The 25,625-nt window shown below is 70.8% G+C and carries 20 protein-coding genes; 12 read left to right on the top strand and 8 right to left on the bottom strand.

The features are described from left to right. Positions 1 to 186: 186 nt before the first annotated feature. From ACIREI_RS16855 to ACIREI_RS16845, 3 genes are all read left to right on the top strand, one after another. Positions 187 to 1,215, top strand: a complete 1,029-nt coding sequence (locus ACIREI_RS16855) for a hypothetical protein (RefSeq protein WP_403333693.1) — start codon at positions 187 to 189, stop codon at positions 1,213 to 1,215. 61 nt (positions 1,216 to 1,276) lie between these two features. Continuing rightward, positions 1,277 to 2,620 carry a cytochrome P450 gene (locus ACIREI_RS16850; RefSeq protein ID WP_403333283.1) on the top strand — a complete coding sequence of 448 codons (1,344 nt, stop codon included), beginning with the start codon at positions 1,277 to 1,279 and terminating at the stop codon, positions 2,618 to 2,620. 343 nt (positions 2,621 to 2,963) lie between these two features. Beyond that, the gene (locus ACIREI_RS16845; RefSeq protein ID WP_403333281.1) at positions 2,964 to 3,545 is read left to right on the top strand and encodes a GNAT family N-acetyltransferase; all 582 of its coding nucleotides are present in this window, start codon (positions 2,964 to 2,966) and stop codon (positions 3,543 to 3,545) included. Positions 3,546 to 3,618: 73 nt separating this feature from the next. Here the strand turns inward: ACIREI_RS16845 and ACIREI_RS16840 are convergent, their stop codons facing one another. The 3 genes from ACIREI_RS16840 to ACIREI_RS16830 form a co-directional block, all read right to left on the bottom strand. Beyond that, entirely contained in the window at positions 3,619 to 5,163 is a 1,545-nt protein-coding gene (locus tag ACIREI_RS16840) for an amino acid permease (protein ID WP_403333279.1), read from the bottom strand. A 247-nt stretch (positions 5,164 to 5,410) separates the two neighbouring features. Beyond that, on the bottom strand, positions 5,411 to 6,256 hold the full coding sequence (locus tag ACIREI_RS16835) for a siderophore-interacting protein (RefSeq protein WP_403333277.1): 846 nt from the start codon (positions 6,254 to 6,256) through the stop codon (positions 5,411 to 5,413). Positions 6,257 to 6,456: 200 nt separating this feature from the next. Continuing rightward, positions 6,457 to 7,386: a 5'-3' exonuclease H3TH domain-containing protein gene (locus ACIREI_RS16830; protein WP_403333691.1), complete on the bottom strand. Its 930-nt coding sequence runs from the start codon at positions 7,384 to 7,386 to the stop codon at positions 6,457 to 6,459. A 245-nt stretch (positions 7,387 to 7,631) separates the two neighbouring features. On the opposite strand from ACIREI_RS16830, the gene ACIREI_RS16825 reads away from it, so the two are divergent. From ACIREI_RS16825 to ACIREI_RS16810, 4 genes are all read left to right on the top strand, one after another. Continuing rightward, the gene (locus tag ACIREI_RS16825; protein ID WP_403333275.1) at positions 7,632 to 8,720 is read left to right on the top strand and encodes a glycine betaine/L-proline ABC transporter ATP-binding protein; all 1,089 of its coding nucleotides are present in this window, start codon (positions 7,632 to 7,634) and stop codon (positions 8,718 to 8,720) included. Then, entirely contained in the window at positions 8,713 to 11,343 is a 2,631-nt protein-coding gene (locus ACIREI_RS16820) for an ABC transporter permease/substrate binding protein (RefSeq protein ID WP_403333273.1), read from the top strand. Before ACIREI_RS16825 ends, ACIREI_RS16820 begins: the two co-directional genes overlap by 8 nt. 484 nt (positions 11,344 to 11,827) lie before the next feature. Continuing rightward, positions 11,828 to 12,397 carry a helix-turn-helix domain-containing protein gene (locus ACIREI_RS16815; RefSeq protein WP_403333271.1) on the top strand — a complete coding sequence of 190 codons (570 nt, stop codon included), beginning with the start codon at positions 11,828 to 11,830 and terminating at the stop codon, positions 12,395 to 12,397. Next, positions 12,397 to 13,116 carry a helical backbone metal receptor gene (locus ACIREI_RS16810; RefSeq protein ID WP_403333689.1) on the top strand — a complete coding sequence of 240 codons (720 nt, stop codon included), beginning with the start codon at positions 12,397 to 12,399 and terminating at the stop codon, positions 13,114 to 13,116. The genes ACIREI_RS16815 and ACIREI_RS16810 overlap by 1 nt, the downstream gene beginning before the upstream one ends. On the opposite strand, the gene ACIREI_RS16805 is transcribed toward ACIREI_RS16810, so the two are convergent. After that, entirely contained in the window at positions 13,028 to 14,152 is a 1,125-nt protein-coding gene (locus ACIREI_RS16805) for a TDT family transporter (RefSeq protein WP_403333269.1), read from the bottom strand. The two genes, ACIREI_RS16810 and ACIREI_RS16805, sit on opposite strands and share 89 nt — an antisense overlap. Before the next feature lie 70 nt (positions 14,153 to 14,222). Here ACIREI_RS16805 and ACIREI_RS16800 point away from each other — a divergent pair, with 70 nt between their 5' ends. Next, a complete protein-coding gene (locus ACIREI_RS16800; protein ID WP_302001973.1) occupies positions 14,223 to 15,146 on the top strand; it encodes a LysR family transcriptional regulator in 924 nt (307 codons plus the stop codon). A 216-nt stretch (positions 15,147 to 15,362) separates the two neighbouring features. Here ACIREI_RS16800 and ACIREI_RS16795 read toward each other — a convergent pair whose 3' ends face one another. The 3 genes from ACIREI_RS16795 to ACIREI_RS16785 all read right to left on the bottom strand — a co-directional run bounded on the left by ACIREI_RS16795 (position 15,363) and on the right by ACIREI_RS16785 (position 18,430). Beyond that, complete coding sequence (locus tag ACIREI_RS16795; RefSeq protein ID WP_403333687.1) at positions 15,363 to 16,034, bottom strand: gamma-glutamyl-gamma-aminobutyrate hydrolase family protein; 672 nt, start codon at positions 16,032 to 16,034, stop codon at positions 15,363 to 15,365. 37 nt (positions 16,035 to 16,071) lie between these two features. Further along, a complete protein-coding gene (eat, locus tag ACIREI_RS16790) occupies positions 16,072 to 17,514 on the bottom strand; it encodes an ethanolamine permease (protein WP_403333266.1) in 1,443 nt (480 codons plus the stop codon). A 169-nt stretch (positions 17,515 to 17,683) separates the two neighbouring features. Beyond that, positions 17,684 to 18,430 carry a FadR/GntR family transcriptional regulator gene (locus tag ACIREI_RS16785; protein ID WP_403333685.1) on the bottom strand — a complete coding sequence of 249 codons (747 nt, stop codon included), beginning with the start codon at positions 18,428 to 18,430 and terminating at the stop codon, positions 17,684 to 17,686. A 104-nt stretch (positions 18,431 to 18,534) separates the two neighbouring features. Between ACIREI_RS16785 and ACIREI_RS16780 the strand changes: the two genes are divergently transcribed. The 4 genes from ACIREI_RS16780 to ACIREI_RS16765 are packed head-to-tail and all read left to right on the top strand — an operon-like array spanning position 18,535 to position 23,061. After that, positions 18,535 to 19,899 carry a glutamine synthetase family protein gene (locus ACIREI_RS16780; RefSeq protein WP_403333264.1) on the top strand — a complete coding sequence of 455 codons (1,365 nt, stop codon included), beginning with the start codon at positions 18,535 to 18,537 and terminating at the stop codon, positions 19,897 to 19,899. An 8-nt stretch (positions 19,900 to 19,907) separates the two neighbouring features. Further along, positions 19,908 to 21,281 carry an aldehyde dehydrogenase family protein gene (locus tag ACIREI_RS16775; RefSeq protein ID WP_403333263.1) on the top strand — a complete coding sequence of 458 codons (1,374 nt, stop codon included), beginning with the start codon at positions 19,908 to 19,910 and terminating at the stop codon, positions 21,279 to 21,281. Continuing rightward, positions 21,278 to 22,069: a 3-oxoacyl-ACP reductase gene (locus tag ACIREI_RS16770; protein ID WP_403333261.1), complete on the top strand. Its 792-nt coding sequence runs from the start codon at positions 21,278 to 21,280 to the stop codon at positions 22,067 to 22,069. The genes ACIREI_RS16775 and ACIREI_RS16770 overlap by 4 nt, the downstream gene beginning before the upstream one ends. Before the next feature lie 26 nt (positions 22,070 to 22,095). Beyond that, entirely contained in the window at positions 22,096 to 23,061 is a 966-nt protein-coding gene (locus ACIREI_RS16765; protein ID WP_403333683.1) for a DUF2510 domain-containing protein, read from the top strand. A 16-nt stretch (positions 23,062 to 23,077) separates the two neighbouring features. Here the strand turns inward: ACIREI_RS16765 and ACIREI_RS16760 are convergent, their stop codons facing one another. Then, on the bottom strand, positions 23,078 to 24,280 hold the full coding sequence (locus ACIREI_RS16760) for an amino acid deaminase/aldolase (protein ID WP_403333259.1): 1,203 nt from the start codon (positions 24,278 to 24,280) through the stop codon (positions 23,078 to 23,080). Positions 24,281 to 25,625 lie beyond the last annotated feature (1,345 nt).

Genomic DNA, 25,625 nt, shown 5'->3' with positions numbered 1-25,625 from the left:
GAAGGGCGTACCGCCGAAGGCGGCGCGTAGTGTTCGCGCCATCACGGAAGGGGAAGCCGTGCCTCCGCTCGTCCTGCCCTCGCCGACCGGGGCGCATGCTTCTCACTCTGAGAGCAGGCAACCTGACCGAACCTCATCCGCGTCAGCAACTCCGGCGCCATAGACCTGGAGGACCTGTTGCTCGCCATGATCCCGACCTATCCGGAGCCCACCCCCCCGACTGTGAGCCCGTACACCCAGAAGATCGAGGAGTACGTCCGCTCGCTCGGAGAGCGCCTCGGGCTGACAGAGACGCAGGGCGGCCGGGAGCGGCTGGAGGCAGGCTACGGGCATTTTGTTGCCTGGACCTATCCAGAAGCCTCTTTTCGTGATCTCTGCCTTTGTGCGGAATGGCTTTTCGTCACCTTCATCCTGGACGACCTGCACACGTTAAAGGTCTACGATGCCCCGGGAGCCTGGGCTCCGGTCCACCGACGCCTGATGGACATCATCAACACCGGAGAAGACCCTGCCCCCGCGCGAGAGTGGACTCCTTTCACCAAGGCGCTCACGGATCTCTCCATCCGCACTGGCGAAAGGCTCTCGCCGGCACTTCGCGGACGGCTGAACCGGCACTTGGACCTGTTCTTCCAAGGATTCGCCGAGGAATCCGAGAACCGGTTCCGCGGAACTCCTCCGGGGATGGCGAGCTTCACTCAGACCAGGCGACTGTCCGTGGGTATGGAGTTCGGCTTCGATCTGGTTGAACTCAGCCTGGATACGGAGGTGCCCGAGGGTATATACGAGACAAGGCTGTTCCGGCAGATCATCGAAGCTGCGAGCGATGTGGTCGCCTGGCAGAACGACTTGCATTCAGTTCACCTGGACAACAAGCGTGGCGATTTCCACAACGTCGTCATCGTGATGCAACACGCCGCCGGAATCTCGCTGCAGGAAGCCATCGAATCGGCTGTTGTCATGGTTCAAAGGCGTGTGGCCGACTTCCTGGCCGCCGAGGAGCGGCTCTTGCCCTTCCTGGCGAGTCGCGGTGTACCACTCCGCACCCGTGAAGAGATCCTGAAGGTCACCGCCGGAATGCGGCAGTGGACGAACGGATGCCTGGAGTGGTACGGGAACACCACCCGTTACAGGATCCCCACCACCTCTGGTGAGTCGGATCAACAGCATGCTCACCTGGAGATGCTGCTTCCGAGCCAGGAGCGTGCTTCGGCATAGGGCGGTTGACCAGTGAGCAATCCCCCGGCTTTCTGGATCGACAAGAAGGGCCAAACACACCATGGCAACAGACCGTGCAGGCATCACACACGCTCCAGGGGCACTGCCGATCGTCGGGCATCTGATTCCCCTGCTCCGTGACCCGCTGCGTTTCCTGAACACCCTCCCCTCGTACGGTGATCTGGTGCAGATACGGTTAGGTCCACAAAGGGCCGTCGTGGTCTGCCGACCCGAACTCGTGCAGCAAGTTCTCCTGAACGACCGCATGTACGACAAGGGCGGGCCCATCATCGAGCGGATCGGAAATGCGCTCGGGGACGGCCTTGCGTCGTGCCCCCACAGTGCCCACCGGCGGCAGCGACGCAGCGTGCAGCCGGCTTTCTCCCGCACCTGCCTGCGTGAATACGCCGCCATCATGGCCGAGGAAATCGACACGCTCACAAGCAGTTGGAGCGGTGGACGGACCATCGGCGTGGACGCGCAGATGTACACGCTCGCGAGTGACACCATTGCTCGGACATTGTTCACGGCTGAAGCCGCGGGACCCGCTGTGGACACCGTTAAGGAATGTCTGCCGGACATCTTCCGAGGCATCTACCAGCAGGCTGTCTTCCCGCCTTTGCTGCGCCGTCTGCCGCTCCCCTCGAACTTGCGCTACGAGCGGGCTCGCAACCGCGCATGGGCCGCTGTCAGCAAGACCATCAGCTTGTACCGGCAGGACGGTGAGACCCACGGCGATGTGCTGTCGATGCTCCTCAAGACGCAGGACGACGCGGGCGGAGACCTCGGTGACGCCGAGATCCACGCTCAGATCATGACCCTGCTCGTCGCCGGCATCGAATCCACCGCGGTGGCCCTTACCTGGGCTGTGCATCTCCTGTGCCAGTATCCCGATCTCCAAGAGCGGTTGCGCACCGAGACGGTCGATGTTCTCGGCACCCGAACGGCCACTTGGGAAGATCTCCCCCGGCTCGACCTGGCACGCCGGGTCATCACCGAGACGCTGCGCATCTATCCTCCCGGATGGATCTTGACTCGAACGACCACGACCGAGGCGCGGTTGGCGGACGCAGTGATCCCCCCCGACACCACCCTCATCTATAGCCCGTATCTCATCCACCACGATGCACGATTCAATCCGCGCCCCAGCTCCTTCGATCCCGACCGGTGGCTTCCGGAGCATCAACACGTGCGCGGCGCTTTCATTCCGTTCGGCGGAGGGGCGCGCAAGTGCATCGGCGACAACTATGCGCTGATCTTGGCGACAATGGCCTTGTCCACGATCGTGGCCCGGTGGCGACTCTCGCACGCCGACCTTCAACGGCCGCACATCGAACCCCGTGTGACCCTGAATCCTCACAAGCTCCAGGTTCGAGTGGAGTGTCTGGAGCGTGTGCCTGAATAGGCTCCTTCTGTCGGCTTGTTGGGTGGGTGGATCAGAGTTGGGGTCGGGCGAGCGCGCCTTATGGCGCGGCGGCATGAACTGACCGCTGGTTCAGCGGGCGGAGGATCGAGCCCTTGGTGCCTGGCAACGGCAGGCTCGGCGGGCAGGGGGCCGATCCACCGCAAGGTGATCAGCGGGGTGCTGTAGCAGCGGATCCTGGCCGAGCCGCAGGCCGACGCCGCTGCCGCCGTCGTGCTGTGGCCGGGGAGAGGGCGGCCGCGCGGTGCGGCGTCTCATCACGATCAAGCGAACGGCGCCGGAAATTGCGTTGGCCGCGCCCGGACCCGTTGGCAGGATGCCGGGCATGCCCTTCCTCACCGCCCCCGTCCTCACCCCAGGCGTCCTCTCCGGCACCCCCCAGCCCACCATTCCCACCGGCGACGGCCTGGTCCTGCGCCCCTGGACGGCCTCGGACGCGCCCGCCGTGCACGCTGCTTTCCAGGACCCCGTCCTCCAGCAGTGGCACGCCAGGTACGCCGATTCCGCGGAGGAGGTCGGTGGCTGGATCGAGGGCTGGCTCAAGGACTGGGAGGAGGAGCGCACCGCGCAATGGGCCGTCGTGGACGCGGACACCGGCCGCCTGCTGGGCCGGGTGGCACTGCGTGAGATACGGCTCGACGAGGGCTCTGCCGAGGTCGCGTACTGGACCGCCGTCGAGGCCCGCGGCCGGGGCGTCGCCGCCCGCGCGACCACCACCCTGGCCCGCTGGGCCCTGGACGACATCGGCTTCCATCGCCTCGAACTCATGCACGCCGTCCACAACGAGGCGTCCTGCCGCGTGGCGACCAAGACGGGCTTCGCGCTGGAGGGCACCAAACGCAGCGCCGTCCTCCATGCGGACGGGTGGCACGACATGCACCTGCACGCGCGCGTCCAGGGCGACTGACGGGACAGGCAGACCGAGACCGCCAGAACAGGACAGGCAGAGCGGGACAGGCAGACCGGGACAGGCAGACCGCCTAGCCGGTCGTCTCGGGCGCGGTCGCCGAGGCCGCCCTGAGGCCGCGGTACGCCCGGAACGCCGCGCCGACGACGAGCGTGGCGCCCAGGAACAGCACCGTGAACCACTGGAAGTACCAGTGCCCACCCGCCGGGTCGTACACCGCCGCCCGCGGCCAGGCGAGGTTCACGGTCATGACCAGGCCGTACAGCAGCGCGAGGGCGTTGACCGGGACACCCCAGCGGCCGAGGGAGAAGAGGCGGGCGCCCGTCTCGTCGGTGCCGTCGGCAGCGAAGCGGCCGCGCAGGCGGGCGATCAGTAGCGGACCGGTGACCATCGCGTACGCCAGGTACAGCATCACGATGCAGGTCGTACCGATGGCCAGGAACGCCTCCGGTGAGGCGAAGTTGAGCAGCAGCAGGGCCGCCGCGAGGACACCCACCACCATGGCGGGTGCGTGGGGCATGCCGGTGCGCGCGTTGACCTTCGCGAGGCGGCGGGAGAACGGGAGTTGGCCGTCGCGGGCCATCGAGAACAGCATCCGGCAGGCCGCCGTCTGGATCGCGAGGGTCGCCACCGTGATCGCCACCACCACGTCGGCCAGCAGCGCGCGGCCCACGCCGTCGCCCAGGCTGCTCGTCAGGACGTAGCTCAGGCCGTCGACCGCCAGCCTGCCGTCCGTGAGGCTCGGTGCGGCGAGCAGCCCGCCCAGGACGAGCAGGCCGCCGAGCAGGCCCGCGGCGCCCAGCGCGGTGAGGATCGTGCGGGGCGCGGTGCGGCGCGGATGGCGCGTCTCCTCGCTCATCTCGCCCGCGCTGTCGAAGCCGATCATCACGTACGCCGCCGTGAAGGAGCCGACCAGCAGCGCGCCCAACAGGCTGGACTCGGCGGCGCCTTCGGTGTGGAAGGTGATGCCGGGGGAGCGTTCGGAGTGGGTCAGCAGCAGCGCGATGATCAGCACCGCGCCGATGATCTCGGCGGTCACCCCGACGCGGTTGATCAGCGACAGCACGCGGTTGTCCACGAGGTTGACGAGCGTGGTGAGGATCAGCAGGACGACGCCGAGCACGGCCGCGTTGGCCGCGCCGTCCGCCGAGGTCGGCGCGGGGTCGGTGCCGATCAGCTGGAAGCCGGACCACAGGGCCGGCAGCACCATCTGCAGGGCCAGCGCCGCCGCCGCGACCACCACGATCTGCCCGATCACCATGATCCAGCCGGCGAACCAGCCGAAGGTGACGTTCGACAGCCGCGACGACCACTGGTAGATCGCGCCCGAGATCGGATAGCGCGCGGCCAGCTCCGCGAAGCACGCCGCCACCAGCAACTGCCCGACGAGCACCGCCGGCCAGGCCCAGAAGAAGACGGGGCCGCCGAACGCGTACCCGAAGGCGAAGAACTGGAAGACGGTCGTCAGGACGGAGATGAAGGAGAAACCCGCCGCGAACGACGCGTACCGGCCGAGGCTGCGGTGCAGTTCCTGGCGGTATCCGAAGGCGGCGAGGGAGCGCGCGTCAGGGTCGTGCGGCGGGTCGGGGCGAGGTGTGGCGGGGGCGGTGCTCGTCATGGCGGCAACCTGCTTTCGCACAGCGGCGCGAGAGTTCCTGTCGGGCGACAGAAATTAGGGAGGGGCTGTTTCGAACGCATGACGTGCTCATGTCCGAGCCGATCCTAAGTGCTCACGGATCGGCGGCGCAGGCCTCTTGCGGCAGCTGGGCGGCCTCCCTGGGCAGAGTGCGGTAGCCGACGGACTCCCTGGGCACAGCGAAGGGGCGGCACCCGTGAAGGTGCCGCCCCTTTGAGTTCACGCAGGGCTACGCCGCCGGCGCCGCCCCTTCCTGCTCCGCCTCGATCCGCGCGTTCCAGTCCCGCTTGGAGGCTTGCCAGCCGTCCTCGTCGTGGCCGAGCCGCCAGTACCCGGAGATCGACAAATCCTCGCGGGGCACGCCGCGCTCGACCCGCAGCAGCTGGCGCAGCTCCTTCACGAAGTGCGCCTCACCGTGCACGAACGCGTGCACCCGGCCCTCGGGGAACTCCAGCGCGCGCACGGCCTCGACGAGCGCCTCGCCGACGGGGCGGGAGCCGCGGTGCAGCCAGATGACGTCCACATCGGAGTCGATCTTCTGCTCCTCCGCGGGGCCGGAGATCTCCACGAAGGCGTACGCCGTGGCGCCGTCGGGCAGCGACTCCAGGGAGCGGGCGATGGCGGGCAGGGCGCTCTCGTCACCGACGAGCAGATGCCAGTCGGCGTCCGGGTCGGGCGCGTAGGCACCGCCGGGGCCCATGAAGCGCACGGTCTCGCCCGGCTGGGCGCGCATCGCCCACGGGCCGGCCAGGCCCTCGTCGCCGTGGAGCACGAAGTCAAGCGTCAGTTCACGGTGCTCGGGGTCCCAGGCGCGCACGGTGTACGTCCGCGTCACCGGCCAGTGCTCGCGCGGCAGTTCCTCGCGAATGCGCTCCAAGTCGAAGGGCTCGGGATAGCTCACGCCCTCGGGGGAGAACAGCATCTTCACGTAGTGGTCCGTGCAGGTGTCCGCCGCGAAGTCGGCGAGCCCCTCGCCGCCCAGCACTACCCGCTGCATGTGCGGGGTCAGCCGTTCGGTACGGACGACCTGCGCGGAGTGGGGCTTCCGCGGCTTGCGGGCAGGGCGTAGAGCCATCACTGGCCTCCCTCGTTCCAAGCTTAGGTTTACCTAAGTTAGCACCTCCCTTCGATGAATGCCGAGATGACTCGCCACTGCTCGTTCACGAAAGGGTGCATATACACGCACACACGGAACGAATTCCCCGCGCCAGGAACCCCATGCACTGCCTCGGGCCCCCTTTCACGCCCCCCACGTCGGCACACTCCCGGACGTCCTCACGCCCCCAACGTCACCAGCAGCCGCTGCAGCGACCCGCCGAGCCCCCACCGCACCGCCAACTCGTCCAGCCCCGCCGGGTCCCGGGGTGCACGCGGCAGCGTCGTGTCGACGTCGGGCAGCGGGACGTCGGCGGCGACCCGCACGACGGTCGGCGCGACGGCGAGGTACGGCCGCGCCTCGTCCAGCCGCTTGCGCTGCGACGGCGTGAGCCTCGCCTTCGGGTCGTCGACCGCCGCCATGATCCCGGCCAGGTCACCGAACTCGGCCAGCAGCTTCGAGGCCGTCTTCTCACCGATGCCGGGCACGCCCGGGAGGCCGTCGCTCGGGTCGCCGCGCAGCAGCGCCAGATCCGCGTACCCACGCCCGTCCACGCCGTACTTCGTGCGCAGCCACGCCTCGTCGGTGAGCTGGAGGGTGCCCACGCCCTTGAGCGGATACAGCACCCGCACGCCACGCGCGTCGTCCACCAGCTGGTACAGGTCCCGGTCGCCGGTGACGATGTCGACCGGGCCCTTCGCCCGAGCCGTGAACGTGCCGATCACGTCGTCCGCCTCGTACCCCTCGACCCCCACGCGCGCGATGCCGAGCGCGTCGAGGACGGCCTCGATGACCGGCACCTGCGGCGACAGCGTGTCGGGCATCTCCTCCTCGTCGGGCCCGACCTCGTGCTCCTCGGCGACACGGTGCGCCTTGTAGGAGGGGATCAGCTCGACCCGCCACTGCGGCCGCCAGTCGGCGTCCATGCAGGCCACCAGCGCGTCCGGGCGGTGGTCCTTGACCAGGCGGTCGATGAAGTCGAGGAGCCCGCGCACGGCGTTCACCGGCGTGCCGTCCGGCGCCTTCACGGAGTCCGGGACGCCGAAGTAGGCGCGGAAGTAGAGCGAGGCGGTGTCGAGGAGCATCAGTCGTCCGGTCACGCCACGCATCATGCCGTACGGCACTGACACCGGCCCGCTGGTGCGCACGTCGCCGTCCTCCCCGCGCACCCGCCGCCCTCCCTGTGCAACGTGTTGCGGTGTGCGCATGCCCTGTGAGCTGGCGCACTTGTGCGTTTGTGCTGGGGGAACGAGGGCAGGCGCCCGCCCGGAGTGACGCGCTTGCGCATTCAACTGTTGCGCGCGTCGCTCCCTTTCCTTTGCCGTCGAATTCGCCGTCGAAACAAGAGGTACCCGTGTCATCCAGACTAGAGGCCGAGCATCTCTACAAGGTGTTCGGCAGACGACCGGACGAGGCCGTCGAGCGGCTCCGCCAGGGAGCCGACCGGGAGGAGCTGCGCGCCGACGGCACCACCGCCGCCGTGATCGACGCCTCCTTCACCGTGGAAGCCGGCCAGATCTTCGTCGTCATGGGCCTGTCCGGGTCCGGCAAGTCCACCTTGCTGCGCATGCTCAACGGGCTCCTGGAGCCGACCGCGGGTCACGTCCGCTTCGACGGCCAGGACCTGACCGCGCTCGGCGACCGCGAGCTGCGTGCGGTCCGCGCGCAGAAGATCAGCATGGTGTTCCAGCACTTCGCGCTCTTCCCGCACCGCAGCGTCCTGGAGAACGCCGCCTACGGCCTCGGCGTCCAGGGCGTGCCCCGCGCCGAGCGCGAGAAGCGCGCCGCCGAGGCACTGGAACTGTGCGGTCTGGCCGGCTGGGAGAAGTCCTGGCCCGACGAGCTGTCCGGCGGCATGCAGCAGCGCGTGGGCCTGGCCCGCGCGCTCGCCACCGACGCCGACCTGCTCCTCATGGACGAGTCGTTCAGCGCGCTCGACCCCCTGATCCGCCGTGACATGCAGGACCAGCTGCTCCAGCTCCAGCAGACCCTGAAGAAGACGATCGTCTTCATCACCCACGACCTCAACGAGGCCATGCGGCTCGGCGACCGCATCGCGGTCATGCGTGACGGCCGCATCGTCCAGACCGGCAGCGCCGAGGACATCCTGATCCGTCCCGCCAACGACTACGTCGCCTCCTTCATCCAGGACGTCGACCGCTCCCGGGTCCTGACCGCGGCGGCCGTCATGGACGAGGACGTCCGCGGCGACGAGATCGGCTGCGGCTGCGAGACCGCGACGCCGGACACACCGTTCACCGAACTCTGCGCGATCAGCGCCCGCCTGACGCACCCCGTGGCAGTGCTCGACGTCAAGGGGAAACTCGTCGGCCGCGTCCCCCGGCAGCGCCTCGTCGGCCTCCTCGGCGACCAGCAGGGCGAGCCCGAGCCCTGCGACAACCCGCGCGGCACCCGCGACGGGAAGGTGATCGCCAATGCCTAGGATCCACTTCGGAGACTGGATCGAAGACCTGGTGGGCTGGCTCCAGTCCCACCTGAACTGGGTGTTCGACATCATCAACGCCGTCCTCGGCGGCATGTACGACGCGGTCGACGCCGTCCTCGGCGGCGGCGAGCCGCTGCTGATGGCCGGCATCCTCGCCGTGATCGCGTGCTGGCTGCGCGGTCTGCTGCCCGGTGCCCTGGCCTTCGTCGGCCTCGCCCTGATCGACTCGCTCGGCCTGTGGGACGACGCGATGGACACGCTCTCGCTCGTCCTCGTCGCCGCGGTCATCACCATCGTGTTCGCGGTGCCGCTGGGCATCTGGGCCGCCCGCAGCAACCGGGTCAGCGCCCAGCTGCGGCCGGTGCTCGACGTCATGCAGACGATGCCGGCCTTCATCTACCTCATCCCCGGCGTCATGTTCTTCGGCGTCGGCACCACCCCCGGCCTCCTCGCGACGATCATCTTCGCCATGCCGCCGGGCGTGCGGATGACCGAGCTGGGCATCCGGCAGGTGGACGGCGAACTGATCGAGGCGGCCGAGGCGTTCGGCACCAGCCCGCGCACCACGCTGGCCCGCGTCCAGCTGCCGCTCGCGCTGCCGACGATCATGGCCGGCGTCAACCAGGTGATCATGCTGGCCCTGTCGATGGTGGTCATCGGCGGCATGGCCGGTGCCGGTGGCCTCGGTGAGCAGGTCTACTCCGCCATCACCCAGCTCAAGGTCGGCCTGGCCGCCGAGAGCGGTGTCGCCGTGGTCATCCTCGCGATGTACCTGGACCGGATGACCGGCGCGCTGGGCCAGCGGGTCTCGCCGCTCGGCCGCCGCGCCGCGGCCAAGGCCGCGGTCGCCGCCGCCGGCCGCTTCAGGCTCGCCCACTACAAGCCGGGCGGCGCGGTGGCGGTCATCGGCGTCGTCGTCCTCGCCCTCGTCGCCGGCGGCATGAACCTCACCGGCTCCGGCGGCAGCGAGCAGACCGCCGGCGGGAACAGCACGAACGTGGGCCAGGGCAAGAAGATCAACATCGGCTACATCCCCTGGGACGAGGGCACCGCCACCACATACCTGTGGAAGGAGCTCCTGGAGCGGCGTGGCTACGAGACCGACGTCAAGCAGCTCGACCCCGGCCCGCTCTACTCGGGCGTGGCCCGCGGCGACATCGACTTCCAGACCGACGCCTGGCTGCCGACCACGCACAAGGCGTACTGGGACAAGTACAGCTCGCAGCTCGACGATCTGGGTGCCTGGTACGGGCCGACGTCGCTGGAGCTGACCGTTCCGTCGTATGTGAAGGGCGTCGATTCGCTCGCCGATCTGAAGGGTCAGGGGAAGAAGTTCGGCGGGAAGATCATCGGTATCGAGGCGAGTGCCGGGATGATGGGCACGCTGAACAAGTCGGTGCTGAAGGCGTACGGTCTGGACGGCGAGTACAAGGTCGTGTCGTCCAGTACGTCGTCGATGCTGGCGGAGCTGGACCGGTCGATCAAGAAGCGTGAGCCGGTCGTGGTGACGCTGTGGTCGCCGCACTGGGCGTACGGCAAGTACGACCTGAAGAAGCTCAAGGACCCCGAGGGCGCCTGGGGCAAGGGCGAGCAGATCCACACCGTCGCGCACAAGGGCTTCGGCAAGAAGGACCCGACCGTCGCGAAGTGGCTGAAGGACTTCAAGCTCACCGAGACGCAACTGACCGGCCTGGAGAACGACATCCGCGCGGCCGGCGAGGGCCAGGAGCAGGACGGCGTGCGCACCTGGCTGAAGAAGAACCCCGGCGTGGTCGACAAGCTCGCCCCGGTTCCCGGCGGCGCGAAGGCGCAGGGCAAGGACGCGGGCAAGACCGTCAACATGGGCTACTTCCCGTGGGACGAGGCCATCGCCGCCACCTACCTCTGGCAGAACATCCTGGAGGACCGCGGCTACAAGCCGAACGTCAAGCAGCTCGACCCCGGCCCGCTCTACACCTCGCTCGCGCAGGGGCAGATGGACGTACAGCTGGACGGCTGGCTGCCGACCACGCACAAGGAATACGTGGACCGCTTCAAGGGGAAGTTGGACGACCTCGGGCCGTGGTACGGGCCGACGTCATTGGAGTTGACGGTTCCCTCCTATGTGAAGGGCGTCGATTCGCTCGCCGACCTGAAGGGGCAGGGGAAGAAGTTCGGTGGGAAGATCATCGGTATCGAGGCGAGTGCCGGGATGATGGGCACGCTGAACAAGTCGGTGCTGAAGGCGTACGGTCTGGACGGTGAGTACAAGGTCGTGTCGTCCAGTACGTCGTCGATGCTGGCGGAGCTGGACCGGTCGATCAAGAAGCGTGAGCCCGTGGTCGTGACGCTGTGGACGCCGCACTGGGCGTACGGCAAGTACGACCTGAAGAAGCTCAAGGACCCGAAGGGCGCCTGGGGCGAGGGCGAGCAGATCCACACCGTGGCCAAGAAGGACTTCGGCCGGGAATTCCCCGAACTGAGCGGCTGGCTGAAGGACTTCAAGCTGACCGAGGAGCAACTCGCCTCACTGGAGGTGGAGATCCAGAAGGGCGGCGCCGGAAACGAGAAGGAATCCGCACGCCGTTGGATGGACGCCCATCCGGGGATCGAGGACGAGCTGGCGCCTGTGACGGGGTAGCTCCGCCGGCCCCGACGTAGAAAAATGCACCGGGTGCGGGATTCACGCGTACGTGAATCCCGCACCCGGTTTCTGTTCGCGTCACCACCACCCTGGGCCGGACCGAGACCTGTGCCCACGCCTACGAGAAGGATCCGGCCAACCACAGAGCGCTACGCCACCACCCGAGCCCCTGGCCGCTCCGCCAGGCACTCCACCGGCGGCCGCGAGGGAACAGGGGAGGCTGCCGCAGCATTGAAATGAACACGGGGTACTCGTGCTGATCGGGAGTCAGCGGTGCCGCGCGGGCGGCCGTCCCGTCCGGGGCGCCGATCCCGCTGGCGCGAACCGATGGGTCGTACTCCCCCTGAGGTGTCGTCGATGCGACGGGCGCATGAAACGGTTTGCCGAACATGCGTAGGGTGCAGAGAACTCAACAGAAGGTGTGCGCCGGGAGGCGGACGCGAGGACATCGGGCCGACGAGCGAAGGAGGGAGCCGGAGCGATGGGCGACCACAAAGAACAGTCCCTTCGAGTGGGCGCGGCCGTGCGGCGTCGTCGTCGCGCCCTGGACCTCACCCTCGCCGTCGTCGCCGAGCGCAGCGGCCTGTCGGTGCCCTTCCTGAGCCAGGTCGAGAACGACCGGGCACGCCCCAGCCGCAGCTCCCTGGAGAAGGTCGCCGACGCGCTGCGCACGACCGCCGTGGAGCTCCTCGCCGCCGCCGACCCGGCGTGCAGCGTCGACGTGGTGCGGGCCGAGTCCACCGAGCTGGAGCCGGAACCGCGGGTGCGTTCCCTGGTGCGCGGTCACCATCAGATGCACGCCTCGGAGTTCACCGGCGACCATGACGCGGGCCGTGAATTCCAGTACCGCAACGACCAGTTGATGTACGTCGCCGACGGCGCCGTGGAGATCGAGGCGGAGGGGCGCGCGTACCGCCTCGGCCGCGGCGACACCCTGTACCTCACCGGCGGGGTGCGCCACCGCTGGCGGGCGACCGTGCCGGACACGCGCGTGGTCGTCGTCGCGGTGGCCGAGCACATCGAGGCGGTCCGGGACCGGCCGGGGCGATGATGCGCGTCGTCTCCCTGGTGCCGTCCCTCACCGAGGCCGTGGCCGTCTCGGCCCCCGGCGCCCTGGTCGGCGCCACGGACTGGTGCACCCATCCGGCCGAACTGGACGTCACCCGCGTCGGCGGCACCAAGAACCCCAAGGTCGACCGGATCGTCGCCCTCGCCCCCGACCTGGTGATCGCCAACGAGGAGGAGAACCGCGAGCCCGACCTCGCCGCTCTCCGCGCGGCCGGTATCGAGGTCCTGGTGACCGAGGTGCGGGACGTCCCGGCGGCCTTCCGGGAACTGGCGCGCGTGCTGGACGCCTGCGGGGTAACGGCCCGCCCGCGCTGGCTGGACGAGGCGGAGCGGACCTGGTCCTCGCTGCCGCTCCCCGAACGCCGTACGACAGCCGTGGTCCCGATCTGGCGGCGCCCCTGGATGGTGCTGGGCCGCGACACCTTCGCGGGCGACGTACTGACCCGCCTCGGCGTGGACCACCTGTACGCGACGCACGAGGACCGCTACCCCCGCATCCCCCTGGACGACCTGCGGGCGGCGGCCCCCGGTGTCGTCGTCCTCCCCGACGAGCCGTACCGCTTCACGGCCGAGGACGGTCCGGAGGCGTTCCCCGGTCTGCCCTGTGCGCTGGTCAGTGGGCGGCACCTGACGTGGTACGGCCCGTCACTGGCCGAGGCGCCGCGGGTGCTGTCCGGGGGCCTGCGAGCAGCGCACCGTTGAGCAGACCGCGGGCAGTGCACACGGTGGCGACGGCCCAGGCGGCGACGAGCACCAGGTACAGCCCGACCGCGAGACCGTCGTAGACCACGAGCCCGGTGTGCCGGGCCATTGCCGCGGCGCCGGTGACACAGGTGCCGACCGGGAAGGTGAACGCCCACCACGTCATCGCGAACCCCATGCCGTGCCGCCGAGCCCGCAGCACATGGGCGGTGGCGAGCCCGAACCAGAGCAGCGCGAAGCCCAGCACGGGCACGCCGTAGAGCACGGCGAGAATGCCGAAGGCCTGGCCGTACGGCGCGGCGACCACTCCCGGTGCGACCTCGGCGAACATGCCGACGGCGGTGGTGGACTGCCCGAGCGGGCCCAGCACCAGGAACAGGGTCGGGGTGAGGGCGAGGGGCAGGGGTCCGCCGGCGACCAGCCGGGCGAAGACCAGCGGCAGCATCAGCAGGGTGGCGAGCAGACTCAGCCCGAACATCGCGAAGCAGGCGAGCAGCAGGGTCTCCTGGGCCTGCCCGGGCGGCAGATGCGGCACCAGCAGCGGCCCGAGCGCGGCGGACACCATGGGCGCGACGAGCGGCAACAGCCACACGGGCGTGGCCTGCGACGGCTCGATGCGATGGCGTACGGCCATGAGGTACGGGACGGCGACCGCCGCCGCCAGCCCGACGACCGTACCGGCGGTGAAGAGGACGGCATCGAGGGCGACCGCCGCTCCGACCCCGATCCAGTCCCGGCCCACGGTGACGGCACCGCCGCCGACGGCCGACAGGGCCATGGCCAGGCAGCCGTAGAAGGGCGCCGTGGCCGGGTCGAGGAGGTGGGCGCGGGCCTGGTCGCGGTGGTGGGTCCAGTGCAGGGCACGGGCGCCGAGCAAGGTGACGAGCAGGGCCAGGGACAGGGCCCAGACGGCCGTGCAGGCGGTACGCAGGCCGGGCAGGTGCAGCGGCAGTCCGGCTCCGGCGGTGGCGACGGCGGCGGTGCCCATGACGGACGCGTACCAGTTGGGTCCGAGATGACGGACGGCGGAGACCATGCGCTCAGGGTCGCCGGGTGAATTGCTTGCCACCAGGGAGTTTGCCTCTATGGCGACATAAACTGGCTTTATGACTCAAGCGGCGGAGGGGCAGTTTCGCGCGGGAACCCTGGCACATCGTGTCCCGGATCTCGGCGCGCTGGAGCTGTTGCTGGCGGTGGCGCGGCTCGGCAGTCTGGGCGGGGCGGCGCGTGAGCTGGGGATCACCCAGCCGGCGGCGAGCAGCCGGATCCGGTCGATGGAACGGCAGCTGGGCGTGGCGTTGGTGGACCGGTCACCGAGGGGATCGCGGCTCACGGACGCGGGGGCGCTGGTGACGGACTGGGCGCGGCGCGTCGTGGAGGCCGCGGAGGCCTTCGACGCAGGTGCGCAGGCGTTGCGGGACCGGCGGGACTCGCGGCTGCGGGTGGCGGCGAGCATGACGATCGCGGAGTACCTGCTGCCGGGCTGGCTCCTCGCGCTGCGCGCCCAGCGTCCGGACACGGCGGTGTCGCTGCTCGCCGGGAACTCGGCGGCGGTGGCGGAGCGGCTGCTGGCGGACGAGGCGGACCTGGGGTTCGTGGAGGGGCTCACCGCGCCGACGGGGCTGGACTCCGTGGTCATCGCCCACGACAACCTGATCGTGGTGACCGCGCCGGGGCACGCCTGGTCCCGCCGCCGACGTCCACTGGAGGCTTCTGAGCTCGCGGTGACTCCGTTGATCCTGCGGGAGAAGGGTTCGGGTACGCGGCAGGTCCTGGACGCGGCGCTGGGCGGGCTGGCCCGGCCGCTGATCGAGCTGTCCTCGACGACCGCGGTCAAGGCGGCGGCGGTGAGTGGGGCGGGGCCGGCGGTGCTGAGCGAGCTCGCGGTGGGGGAGGAGCTGGCGATGCGGCGGCTGGTGAGTGTGCCGGTGGCGGATGTGTCGCTGGCGCGGGACCTGCGGGCGGTGTGGCCGACGGGGCATCGTCCGGTGGGGCCGGCGCGCGACCTGCTGTCGCTGACGCGGGGGTAGTTCCTCGCCCCCGCCGCCCCTACCCGTCCCGCCCCCGGACCCCCGCTGTCGGCCCTCCGGGCCTCGTCCTCAAACGCCGGACGGGCTGAACTACTCAGCCCCTCCGGCGTTTGAGGAGCGGGGGTCCAGGGGGCAGAGCCCCCTGGGAGCGGGGTCGAAGGGGCAGAGCCCCTGGGGATGGGACGGGTAGGGGCGGCGGGGGCGAAAATCCCCCTGTCAGCCACCGGCCGCACGTACCAGGGCCTGCATCACCCGCAGATCGTCACCCATCTCCGGATGCCACTGCACCCCCAGCACCCAGGACGCGGAGGGAAGTTCGATCGCCTCCACCGTCCCGTCCTCCGCGTACGCCGAGGCCACCAGCCCCGCACCCAGCCGATCCACCGCCTGATGGTGATACGTCGGCACCGACGCCTCCTCCGCCACCACCCCGGCGTACAGACTCCCCGGCACCGGCTTCACGCTGTGGCTGCCGAAGACGCCCACCACCTCCGCGTGCCCGTCGATGTGCTGCACAAGCGTGCCGCCGAGGGCGACGTTCAGCAGCTGCATCCCCCGGCAGATCCCCAGCACAGGAATCCCCGCGGCCAGCCCCGCGTCGATCAGGGCCAGCTCCCAGGCGTCCCGCGCACGCGCCGGCGGCCCGGTGCGGGGATGCGGTTCGGCGCCGTACCGTACGGGCTCCACGTCGGGACCGCCCGCGATGACCAGCCCGTCCAGCCGCGCCACGGCCGCGGCCGCGTGCGCCGGGTCGTCCGGCGGCAGCATCGCGGCCAGGCCGCCGGCCCGCTGCACCAGCCGGGGATAGCCGACCGGCAGCAGCGCCGCGTCCAGCTCCCACACACCCCAGCGCGCACCGGACTCCAGATAGGTGCTGACACCGATCAACGGCCTGGCCACCGCAACTCCCTCACAGTCGAACGCCTCAGTCCCGTGCCAACTCTGCCTCGGCCGCCGCCAGCGCCGCGAATTCCTCCTCCGGCGCCTGCGCCACCAGCCGCTTACGGCTGTACAGACCGAAGTACCCGACGGCCACGACGTACACCGCCAGCGCGATCAGCGCCGCCGTCACGTCCACGAGGAATGTGGCCACCAGTGCCGCGCAGGCCAGCACCAGGGCGACCGACGACGTCAGCACCCCGCCGGGCGTGCGGTACGGCCGCGCCAGCTCGGGCTCCCGGCGGCGCAGCACGATGTGCGACAGGGACATCAGCGCGTAGGAGATGGTCGCGCCGAAGACCGCGATGTTCAGCATCCGGGCGCCGTCACCCGACACCGCCGCCAGCAGGAAGCCGATCGTGCCGGGCACCACCAGGCCCAGGTACGGCGCCTTGCGGCGGCTGGTGAGGGACAGGAAACGAGGCAGATAGCCTGCCCGCGACAGGGCGAACAGCTGCCGCGACCCCGCGTAGATCAAAGAGAAGAACGACGCCACCAACCCCGCCAGGCCCGCGTAGTTCACGATCCGGCTCAGAGCCGTCGCCCTGCCGTCCGGCTGGAGCGCCTCCACCAGCGGGTTGCCCGCCTCCTGGATCGCCGCCGAGCCACGTGCGCCGGCCGCCGCGAAGAAGGTCACCACGGCCAGCACCACCAGGATGGCCATCGACCAGCGGATCGCCTTCGGCAGCGTGCGGGCCGGCTCCTTGGTCTCCTCGGCCGCCAGCGGCACGCCCTCGACACCGAGGAAGAACCACATGCCGAAGGGGAACGCCGCCCAGATGCCGAGCAGGCCGAACGGCAGCCAGGAGCTCGATCCAGCGGCCGAGGAGTCGACCGGGATGTCGTCCAGGGACGCGAAGCTGAAGTCCGGCAGCGCCGCCAGCGCGAACACGACCAGGGCCACCACCGCGATGCCGGTGACGACGAAGCTGAAGCGCAGTGCCTCGCCCACGCCCCACAGATGGATGCCGAGGAAGATCGCGAAGCAGACCAGGTACATCGGCCAGCCCGACTCCAGGCCGAACAGGCCCAGCGACTCGACGTAGTCGCCGATGAAGATGACGATGGCGGCGGGCGCGAGGACGTACTCGATGAGGATCGCCGTACCGGTCAGAAAGCCGCCCCACGGGCCCAGCGCCCGGCGGGCGAAGCCGTAGCCGCCGCCCGCCGTGGGCAGGATCGAGGACAGCTCGGCGAGGGCGAAGACCATGCAGGCGTACATCGCGCCCATGAGCACCATGGCGATCGCGAGGCCCCCGAAGCCGCCCTCGGCGAGGCCGAAGTTCCAGCCCGAGTAGTCGCCGGAGACGACGTAGGCGACGCCGAGACCGGTCAGCAGCACCCAGCCGGCGCTGCCTCGGCGCAGGGCTCTGCGTTCCAGATAGTCGTCCGCCTCGGGGGCGGTTGTGCTGGTGGATTCCTGGGACATGGGTGGACTCCCCACGGGTGGCGGACACCGGGCATTTCCGGGCACGGTGGGGTCGACCGAGCTCCGGCTCAATGGAATGGATCCACACCTTTGCGGGGTCGGCCATGGGAAGGCAATACCCGTGCGTTAATCGCCCGTAAATCCTTGGGTCGCCGGCCGGTGGCGCGGCTCAGCCGAGGAAGCCCCGCAGCAGCGCCGCCGTACCCCCGCAGTGCTCCCGCATGATTTCCCGCGCGCACTCCGCGTTGCCCTCGATCACGGCCTCCACCAGGGCGGTGTGCTGCCGTTGGGAGTGCTCCAGGTTGCGTACCAGGAGCGGGATGCAGTCGAGCAGGTCGTTGACCGTGGCGCGGACGGCCGCGTACTGGGCGGTGAGCGTGGGGGAGCCGGACAGCTCGGCGAGGGTCAGGTGCAGCAGCGTGTCCAGGCGGCGGTACTCGGCGAGCGGGGCGTCGTGCGTGCGCGCCAAGGCCTCGCGCAGCCGGTCGGCCTGGTCGTCGTCCAGGCCGTGCGCCGCGCACAGCCCGGCCGCGCCCACCTCCAGGACCTCGCGGAAGCGCAACGTGTCCTCGACGTCGACGCCCTTCAGGCGGCGGCGCAGCTCCTCCTCGCCAGGGGTCTGCGGGCGCGGCAGCACGAACGTGCCGCCGTAACGCCCGCGCCGCGACTCCACCAGGCCCTGGTCCTGGAGCACCTTCAGCACCTCGCGCAGCGTCACCCGGCTGATCCCGAGCCGGTCGGCCAGCTCGCGCTCCGCGGGCAGCCGTTCGCCGCCCGGCACCAGCCCGAGCCGGACCACCTGGAGGATCTGCTCCAGGGCCTCCTCGAAGCCGTTGCCTGCCCGCACCGGCCGCAGCACCGACGTCAGCCGGTCGTCGGCCCCGGGCGCCCCGTGCTCCGTGCCCGCCTGCGGCATGCGGTCGGACTGCGACATGTGGCCGGACCCCCTTCCCAATCAATGGTCCCCGGCAATACCTTATGGCTTCCGGCTGACCGAAGTAGCCGAATGGAGGCTCTCCCGTGGCAGACCGCACACCCCCGCTGAGCGTCGAGGAGCTGCGCGCCCTCGTCGCGAGCGGTGAGATCGACACTGTCGTCCTGGCCTTCCCCGATATGCAAGGGCGGCTCCAGGGCAAGCGGTTCGCCGCCCGCTTCTTCCTCGACGAGGTCCTGCACCACGGCACCGAGGGCTGCAACTACCTCCTCGCCGTCGACACCGAGATGAACACCGTCGACGGCTACGCCATGTCCTCCTGGGACCGCGGCTACGGCGACTTCGCCATGCACCCCGACCTGGCCACGCTCCGCCGCCTGCCCTGGAACGCCGGTACGGCCATGCTCGTCGCCGACCTCGCCTGGAACGACGGCTCGCCCGTGGTCGCCGCCCCTCGCCAGATCCTGCGCCGCCAGCTGGAGCGCCTCGCCGAGCTCGGGTACACCGCCAAGGTCGGCACCGAGCTGGAGTTCATCGTCTTCAAGGACACCTACGAGCAGGCCTGGGACGCGAACTACCGCGGGCTCACGCCGGCCAACCAGTACAACATCGACTACTCGGTGCTGGGGACGGGACGGATCGAGCCCCTGCTGCGCCGTATCCGCAACGAGATGACCGGCGCCGGCCTCACCGTCGAGTCCGCCAAGGGCGAATGCAACCCCGGCCAGCACGAGATCGCCTTCAAGTACGACGACGCCCTGGTCACCTGCGACCAGCACGCCGTCTACAAGACCGGCGCCAAGGAGATCGCCGCCCAGGAGGGCGTGTCGATCACCTTCATGGCCAAGTACAACGAGCGCGAGGGCAACTCCTGCCACATCCACCTCTCCCTCGCGGACGCCGCCGGCAACAACGCCATGGCAGGGGACGGCGAGGGCGGCATGTCGGACGTCATGCGGCACTTCCTCGCCGGGCAGCTGGCCGCCCTGCGTGACTTCTCGCTGCTCTACGCCCCCAACATCAACTCCTACAAGCGGTTCCAGCCGGGCTCCTTCGCCCCGACCGCCGTCGCCTGGGGTTACGACAACCGCACCTGTGCCCTGCGCGTCGTCGGCCACGGCCGCTCGATGCGCTTCGAGAACCGGCTCCCCGGCGGCGACGTCAACCCGCACCTCGCGGTGGCGGGGCTGGTGGCCGCCGGTCTGTACGGCATCGAGCAGAAGCTGGAGCTGCCGGAGCCCTGCCCCGGCAACGCCTACGCCGCCGACTTCGAGCACGTCCCGACGACCCTGCGCGAGGCCGCCGAGCTCTGGGAGAACAGCCCGATCGCCAAGGCCGCCTTCGGCGACGAGGTCGTCGCGCACTACCGCAACATGGCGCGCGTCGAGCTGGACGCCTTCGACGCCGCGGTGACCGACTGGGAGCTGCGCCGCTCCTTCGAACGCATGTGAGGCCCTCCTTGTCCGACCAGCTCCAGGTACTCGATCCGGCCACCGAAGAGGTCGTCGCCACCGTCCCCGCCGCCACCGCGGCCGACGTCGACGCCGCTGTCGTACGGGCCACGAAGGCGCAGTCCGGATGGGCCGCCCTCGCACCCGGTGAACGCGCCCGGCTGCTGCGCCGGTTCGCCGTCGTCGTCGACGAACACCTCGAAGAACTTGCCCAGTTGGAGGTCCGCGAGGCCGGACACACCGTCGGCAACGCCCGCTGGGAGGCGGGCAACGTCCGCGATCTGCTCGACTACGCGGCCGGGGGAGTGGAACGGCTCACCGGGCGCCAGATCCCGGTCCCCGGCGGCCTGAACGTGACGATCCTCGAACCGCTGGGCGTCGTGGGCGTGATCGCCCCCTGGAACTTCCCGATGCCCATCGCGGCCTGGGGCACCGCCCCGGCGCTCGCGGCCGGCAACGCGGTCCTCCTCAAGCCCGCCGAGACGACCCCGCTGACCGCGATGCGGCTGGCCGAACTCGCCCTGGAGGCAGGACTCCCGGAGGGACTGTTCCAGGTCCTTCCCGGCCACGGCCCCGTCGCGGGCAACGCCCTCGTCGAGCACCCGGGTGTCGCGAAGATCGTCTTCACGGGGTCCACGACCGTGGGCAAACAGGTGTTGGCGAAGGGCTCGGCGCTCCTCAAGCGCGTCACCCTCGAACTCGGCGGCAAGAGCCCCAACATCGTCTTCGCCGACGCCGACCTCGAAGCCGCCGCGGCCGCCACCCCCATGTCCTTCCTCGACAACTCCGGCCAGGACTGCTGCGCCCGCACCCGCATCCTCGTCCAGCGCTCGGTCCACGACCGTTTCCTCGACCTCCTCGCCCCCGCGATCGAGTCGGTCCTGGTCGGCGACCCGTCCGACGAGCAGACGCAGATGGGCCCGCTGATCTCCAAGTCCCAGCTGGACCGTGTCCGTTCGTACGTCACCGACGACCTGGGCGGCATCCGCGGCAAGGCCCCCGAAGGCCCCGGCTTCTGGTTCCCGCCCACCGTCCTCACCGGCGTCGACCCGCACGCGCGCGTGGCCGTGGAGGAGGTCTTCGGACCCGTGGCCGTCGTCCTCCCCTTCGAGGACGAGGCGGAGGCCGTCGCCCTCGCCAACGCCACCGACTACGGCCTCTCCGGCTCCATCTGGACCCGTGACGTCGGCCGCGCCCTGCGCGTTTCCCAGGCGGTCCGGGCCGGCAACCTGTCCGTCAACTCCCACTCCAGCGTCCGCTACTGGACCCCCTTCGGCGGCTTCAAGCAGTCCGGCATCGGCCGCGAGCTGGGCCCGGACGCCCTGACCGCCTTCACCGAAACCAAGAACGTCTTCATCAGCACGGAAGGCCCCGCACAGTGACCTCTCCCACCGAGGAAAGCATCTGCCGTCGCCTCGTCGGCCGTACGGCCGTCATCACCGGAGCCGGCAGCGGCATCGGCCTCGCCACCGCCCGCCGCCTCGCCTCCGAGGGCGCCCACGTCGTCTGCGGCGACGTCGACGAGCAGCGCGGCAAGGCCGTCGCCGAGGAGGTCGGCGGGCTCTTCGTGAAGGTCGACGTCACCGACCCCGAGCAGGTCGAGGCGCTGTTCAGGACGGCGTACGACACCTACGGCAGCGTCGACATCGCCTTCAACAACGCCGGTATCTCGCCGCCCGACGACGACTCCATCCTGGAGACCGGCCTGGAGGCCTGGAAGCGCGTCCAGGAGGTCAACCTCACCTCCGTCTACCTGTGCTGCAAGGCCGCCATCCCCTACATGCGGCAGCAGGGCAAGGGCTCCATCATCAACACGGCGTCCTTCGTGGCGCGGATGGGTGCCGCCACGTCCCAGATCTCGTACACCGCCTCCAAGGGCGGCGTCCTGGCCATGTCCCGCGAGCTGGGCGTGCAGTTCGCCCGCGACGGCATCCGGGTCAACGCCCTGTGCCCCGGGCCGGTCAACACCCCGCTCCTGCAGGAGCTGTTCGCCAAGGACCCGGAGCGCGCCGCGCGCCGCCTCGTCCACATCCCGGTCGGCCGTTTCGCCGAAGCCGAGGAGATCGCCGCCGCGGTCGCCTTCCTGGCCAGCGACGACTCCTCGTTCGTGAACGCCACCGACTTCCTGGTCGACGGCGGAATCTCCGGGGCGTACGTCACGCCGCTGTAGGCCGCCCTACAGTGGCCGGGGTGAGCATGACACCCTCGCCCGGCTGGTACCGCGACCCCAAGGCCCCGCATCTGGAGCGCTGGTGGGACGGAACGGCCTGGACCGAGCACCGGCGCGCTCCCGACGTCCCGGGACCGCCGGTGCCGGCGCCCCCCGTGCCCGGCCACCCGCAGGCGTACGGCCCGCCGGACCCCGGCCCGCAGTCGCCGGTGCCGCCCCGTCCGCCGTCCGCCGGTGACGCCTCCGCGCTGCGGTCGAGGGCCATCGCCCTCACCGCCGCCGGAGCCGTACTGGTCACCGCGATCGTCACGGGCGCGATCGTGCTCGGCGAGGACGACGGGGGCGCGGAGGTGAACACCGCCCCGACACTGGCGACGACGGAGCCCGCACCCCGTGAGCCGGCCACCGAGACCCCCACCCCCACCCCGTCGGAGTCCACCTCCGAGCCCTCCGCCGACGACCCGGCCGTCGTGGTGGACCAACTCAACGGCATCACCCTGCCGTTGCTCGACGGCTGGGTCAGGCCACAGACCTTCACCGAGCCCGACGTGCTCATGGCCACGGACGGTACCTACGAATGTCCCGGCGACGAGCTCGGCTTCTGCCGGCACGGCAAGGTCATCTCGCGCACGGCGACGAACCGTGACGGCGAGACGGCCCCCGAGGCCCTCGCCAAGGCGGACATCAAGGAGGCGGCCGACGAGGCCTACGACCGTGACCGCGTCGGCCGGCGGCCCTTCGGCGGCATCGAGTCCCACCAGGTCGTCAAGTCCGGCCCGGTCGAAGTGGCGGGCCGCACCGGCTACTTCGTGCGCTGGCGGGTCAGGACCGCCGAGGGACCGGGCGGATACGTCCAGTCCCTCGCCTTCGCGTCCCCAGCCGGCACCGAGGCACCGGTCATCGTCCGTTACGTCTTCGACGCGGGCGAGGACGGGCCGCCCCTGGCCGACATGGACCGCTTCACGCGAGGCATCCGGTCCGCGACGGACTGAGCCACCGAAGGCCGGGCTACAGGAAGGTGTGCCCTTCACCCCGGTACGTCGGCACGGTGGCCGTCACCGAGTCTCCCTCGATGAGGTGGAGCTCCCCGAACCGCTCGCACAGCTCACCCGCCTTCGCGTGCCGGAACCACACCTTGTCGCCGATCAGCAGATCGTCGGCGGGGGAGCCGAGCAGCGGGGTCTGCACCTCGCCGGGCCCCTCCTGGGGGTCGTAGCGCAGCCCCTCGGGCAGATACGGCACCGGCAGCCGGTCGGGCCCGGCCGCACCCGAGGCCGGGTATCCACCGCCGAGGACGGTCACCACCCCGACCCCCGGCCGGCGCACGACCGGCTGGGCGAACAGCGCGGCCGGACGCCCGCTGAAGGACGTGTAGTTGTCGAACAGCCGCGGCACGTACAGCCCCGACCCGGCCCCGATCTCGGTGACGGACTCCTCGGCGGCGGTGTGCTGCACACTGCCGGTCCCGCCGCCGTTGACGAACCGCAGTCCCGGCACCACGGCCCGCACCGCCCGCACCACCTCGGCCCGCCGCTCGGCGAGCTCCCGGCGCGCGGCGGCCTGCATCAGCCGCACGGCACGCGACCGCAACGGCCGCCCCGCCACGGCGTCCCCGACCCCGGCGACATGCCCCTCGTACGCCATGATCCCGACCACCTCGAACCCCGGCCGCCGGGCGACGAACCGAGCCATGTCCGCGACCTGGGCGGGGGAGTGCAGCGGCGAACGCCGGGCGCCGACGCGCACGCGCCCGCCGAGCAGCTTCAGCGAGGTGTCCAACTCCAGGCAGACCCGGACGACTTCACGCCCCCCGTCCCGGGACTCGTCGATGAGCCGGAGCTGTGCCGGATCGTCGACCATCACGGTGACGGCGGAGGCGAGCTTGGGATCGGCGGCCAACTCGGCGAAACCTGCCCGGTCGGCGGACGGATAGGCGAGCAGGACGTCGTCGAACCCGGACCGCGCCAACCACAGGGACTCGGCGAGCGTGAAGGACATGATCCCCGCGAACCCGTCCTTCGCGAGCACCCGCTCCAGCAGGGCACGGCAGCGTACGGACTTGCTGGCGACGCGGATCGGCTTCCCGCCGGCCCGGCGGACGAGATCGTCCGCGTTGGCGTCGAAGGCGTCCAGGTCCACGAGCGCGAGAGGGGCGTCGAGATGGGCGGTGGCCCGGTCGTAACGGGCCCGGTCGGCGGCGCGCGCAGTCATGAACGAAGCCTGCCATGCAGGATTACCGCAGGGTAGGGGGATGTTCCGGGCAGATGCACACGGGGTCCCGGACTGGTTCCCGTTCGCCCAGGATCAACCCGTAGAGTGACGCGCACGCATGTGTGGGAACGCCCCGGTCGCACGACCGCGCCGGGATGACACCCCGCCCGTGCGGGTATGCGTGCCTGGTCGGACGAGTCCGCGCCGGGCAGACGGACAACGCGACGACGGCCCGCGTACGAGGACGAGCCCGGGCACGAGGGAACGGGGGGTGCATGAGCACGGAAGCGCGCCGCGCCCCCGTCCCCCCACGCCCCACGGCACCTCCGCCGCCCGCCGCCCCGCCCCGCCCGACCACCCCGCCGAGACCCACGCGGCCGCCGGTGCCCGGCGGTCCGCAGGGCGATCAGCCGGTCCCGGGAACGCAGGCCACACGGGCGACCGGCGACGGGTCGCGAACGGAGGGATCGGTGCCTGGCGGTGTCGGCGGTGGGCCGGTCTCGGGGCCTGAAGGGCCCGTACGCGGTGAAGCCGCCGTGCCTCGGCGAGCCGACGGTGGCGCCGGGTCCCCGGACCCGCAGGCCTGGGCCGGATCGCAGGGCGTGGACGGCTCAGGTGCCGTGCCGTCGCCTCGGAGCAGCGGTGTAGGCGCCCGGTCGGTGGCCGGAAACAACTCCGGTGTCTCTCCGTCGCCCTCGCGCGGCGACCGGACCGACCCGAACGCCCCCACGTCCCCGCCGCCGCCCCGCGCCTCGGCGCGCTTCCCGGACACGCCGCCGATGGCAGGGCGTCGGGACAGTGGCGGATCGTTGCGCCACGAGGGCGCCGGACAGGCCGCGCCCGATGCCGCCCCGCCTCGCCCGGCCGACCGTCCCCCGACGCCACGCCGCACGGGCGCCCCCGCCGAGACCGCCGCGGAAACCACCTTCCGCCTCCGCCCGATCTCCGCGGAGCCGTCCCCCGAGGCCGACAACCACCCGTCCCCCGCACGGGGCTCCACCGACGCCCGCCCCCAACCGGGCACCCGAGCCACGCAGGGCGCCACCGGGGTGCCGCCGAAGCCGGGTGCCGGTCCCGGGCAGGCTCCTGCCGGTGGGTCTTCCCGGTCGGGCGCGATGCCGGGGCAGGGTCCTGGTGGTGCGTCTTCGCGGCCGGGTGCCGTGCCCGCGCAGGGTTCCGTCGGGGTGCCGCCGAAGCCGGGCACCGGTCCTGGGCAGGGTTCTGCCGGTGGGTCTTCCCGGTCGGGCGCCATGCCGGGGCAGGGTCCTGGTGGTGCGTCTTCGCGGCCGGGTGCCGTGCCCGCGCAGGGTTCCGTCGGGGTGCCGCCGAAGCCGGGCACCGGTCC

It is taken from the genome of Streptomyces sp. NPDC093591 (assembly GCF_044764885.1).
Classification (GTDB): domain Bacteria; phylum Actinomycetota; class Actinomycetes; order Streptomycetales; family Streptomycetaceae; genus Streptomyces.
The sequence above is the reverse complement of the archived record's forward strand: the minus strand, read 5'-3'. Positions and strand labels throughout refer to the sequence as shown.

Bases quoted from the DNA above. Each gene is read 5' to 3' on its own strand.
- ACIREI_RS16855 (WP_403333693.1), top strand. From the start codon at position 187: ATGATCCCGACCTATCCGGAGCCCACCCCCCCGACTGTGAGCCCGTAC.
- ACIREI_RS16850 (WP_403333283.1), top strand. From the start codon at position 1,277: ATGGCAACAGACCGTGCAGGCATCACACACGCTCCAGGGGCACTGCCG.
- ACIREI_RS16845 (WP_403333281.1), top strand. From the start codon at position 2,964: ATGCCCTTCCTCACCGCCCCCGTCCTCACCCCAGGCGTCCTCTCCGGC.
- ACIREI_RS16840 (WP_403333279.1), bottom strand. From the start codon at position 5,163: ATGACGAGCACCGCCCCCGCCACACCTCGCCCCGACCCGCCGCACGAC.
- ACIREI_RS16835 (WP_403333277.1), bottom strand. From the start codon at position 6,256: ATGGCTCTACGCCCTGCCCGCAAGCCGCGGAAGCCCCACTCCGCGCAG.
- ACIREI_RS16830 (WP_403333691.1), bottom strand. From the start codon at position 7,386: ATGCGTGGCGTGACCGGACGACTGATGCTCCTCGACACCGCCTCGCTC.
- ACIREI_RS16820 (WP_403333273.1), top strand. From the start codon at position 8,713: ATGCCTAGGATCCACTTCGGAGACTGGATCGAAGACCTGGTGGGCTGG.
- ACIREI_RS16815 (WP_403333271.1), top strand. From the start codon at position 11,828: ATGGGCGACCACAAAGAACAGTCCCTTCGAGTGGGCGCGGCCGTGCGG.
- ACIREI_RS16810 (WP_403333689.1), top strand. From the start codon at position 12,397: ATGCGCGTCGTCTCCCTGGTGCCGTCCCTCACCGAGGCCGTGGCCGTC.
- ACIREI_RS16805 (WP_403333269.1), bottom strand. From the start codon at position 14,152: ATGGTCTCCGCCGTCCGTCATCTCGGACCCAACTGGTACGCGTCCGTC.
- ACIREI_RS16800 (WP_302001973.1), top strand. From the start codon at position 14,223: ATGACTCAAGCGGCGGAGGGGCAGTTTCGCGCGGGAACCCTGGCACAT.
- eat (WP_403333266.1), bottom strand. From the start codon at position 17,514: ATGTCCCAGGAATCCACCAGCACAACCGCCCCCGAGGCGGACGACTAT.
- ACIREI_RS16785 (WP_403333685.1), bottom strand. From the start codon at position 18,430: ATGCCGCAGGCGGGCACGGAGCACGGGGCGCCCGGGGCCGACGACCGG.
- ACIREI_RS16765 (WP_403333683.1), top strand. From the start codon at position 22,096: ATGACACCCTCGCCCGGCTGGTACCGCGACCCCAAGGCCCCGCATCTG.
- ACIREI_RS16760 (WP_403333259.1), bottom strand. From the start codon at position 24,280: ATGACTGCGCGCGCCGCCGACCGGGCCCGTTACGACCGGGCCACCGCC.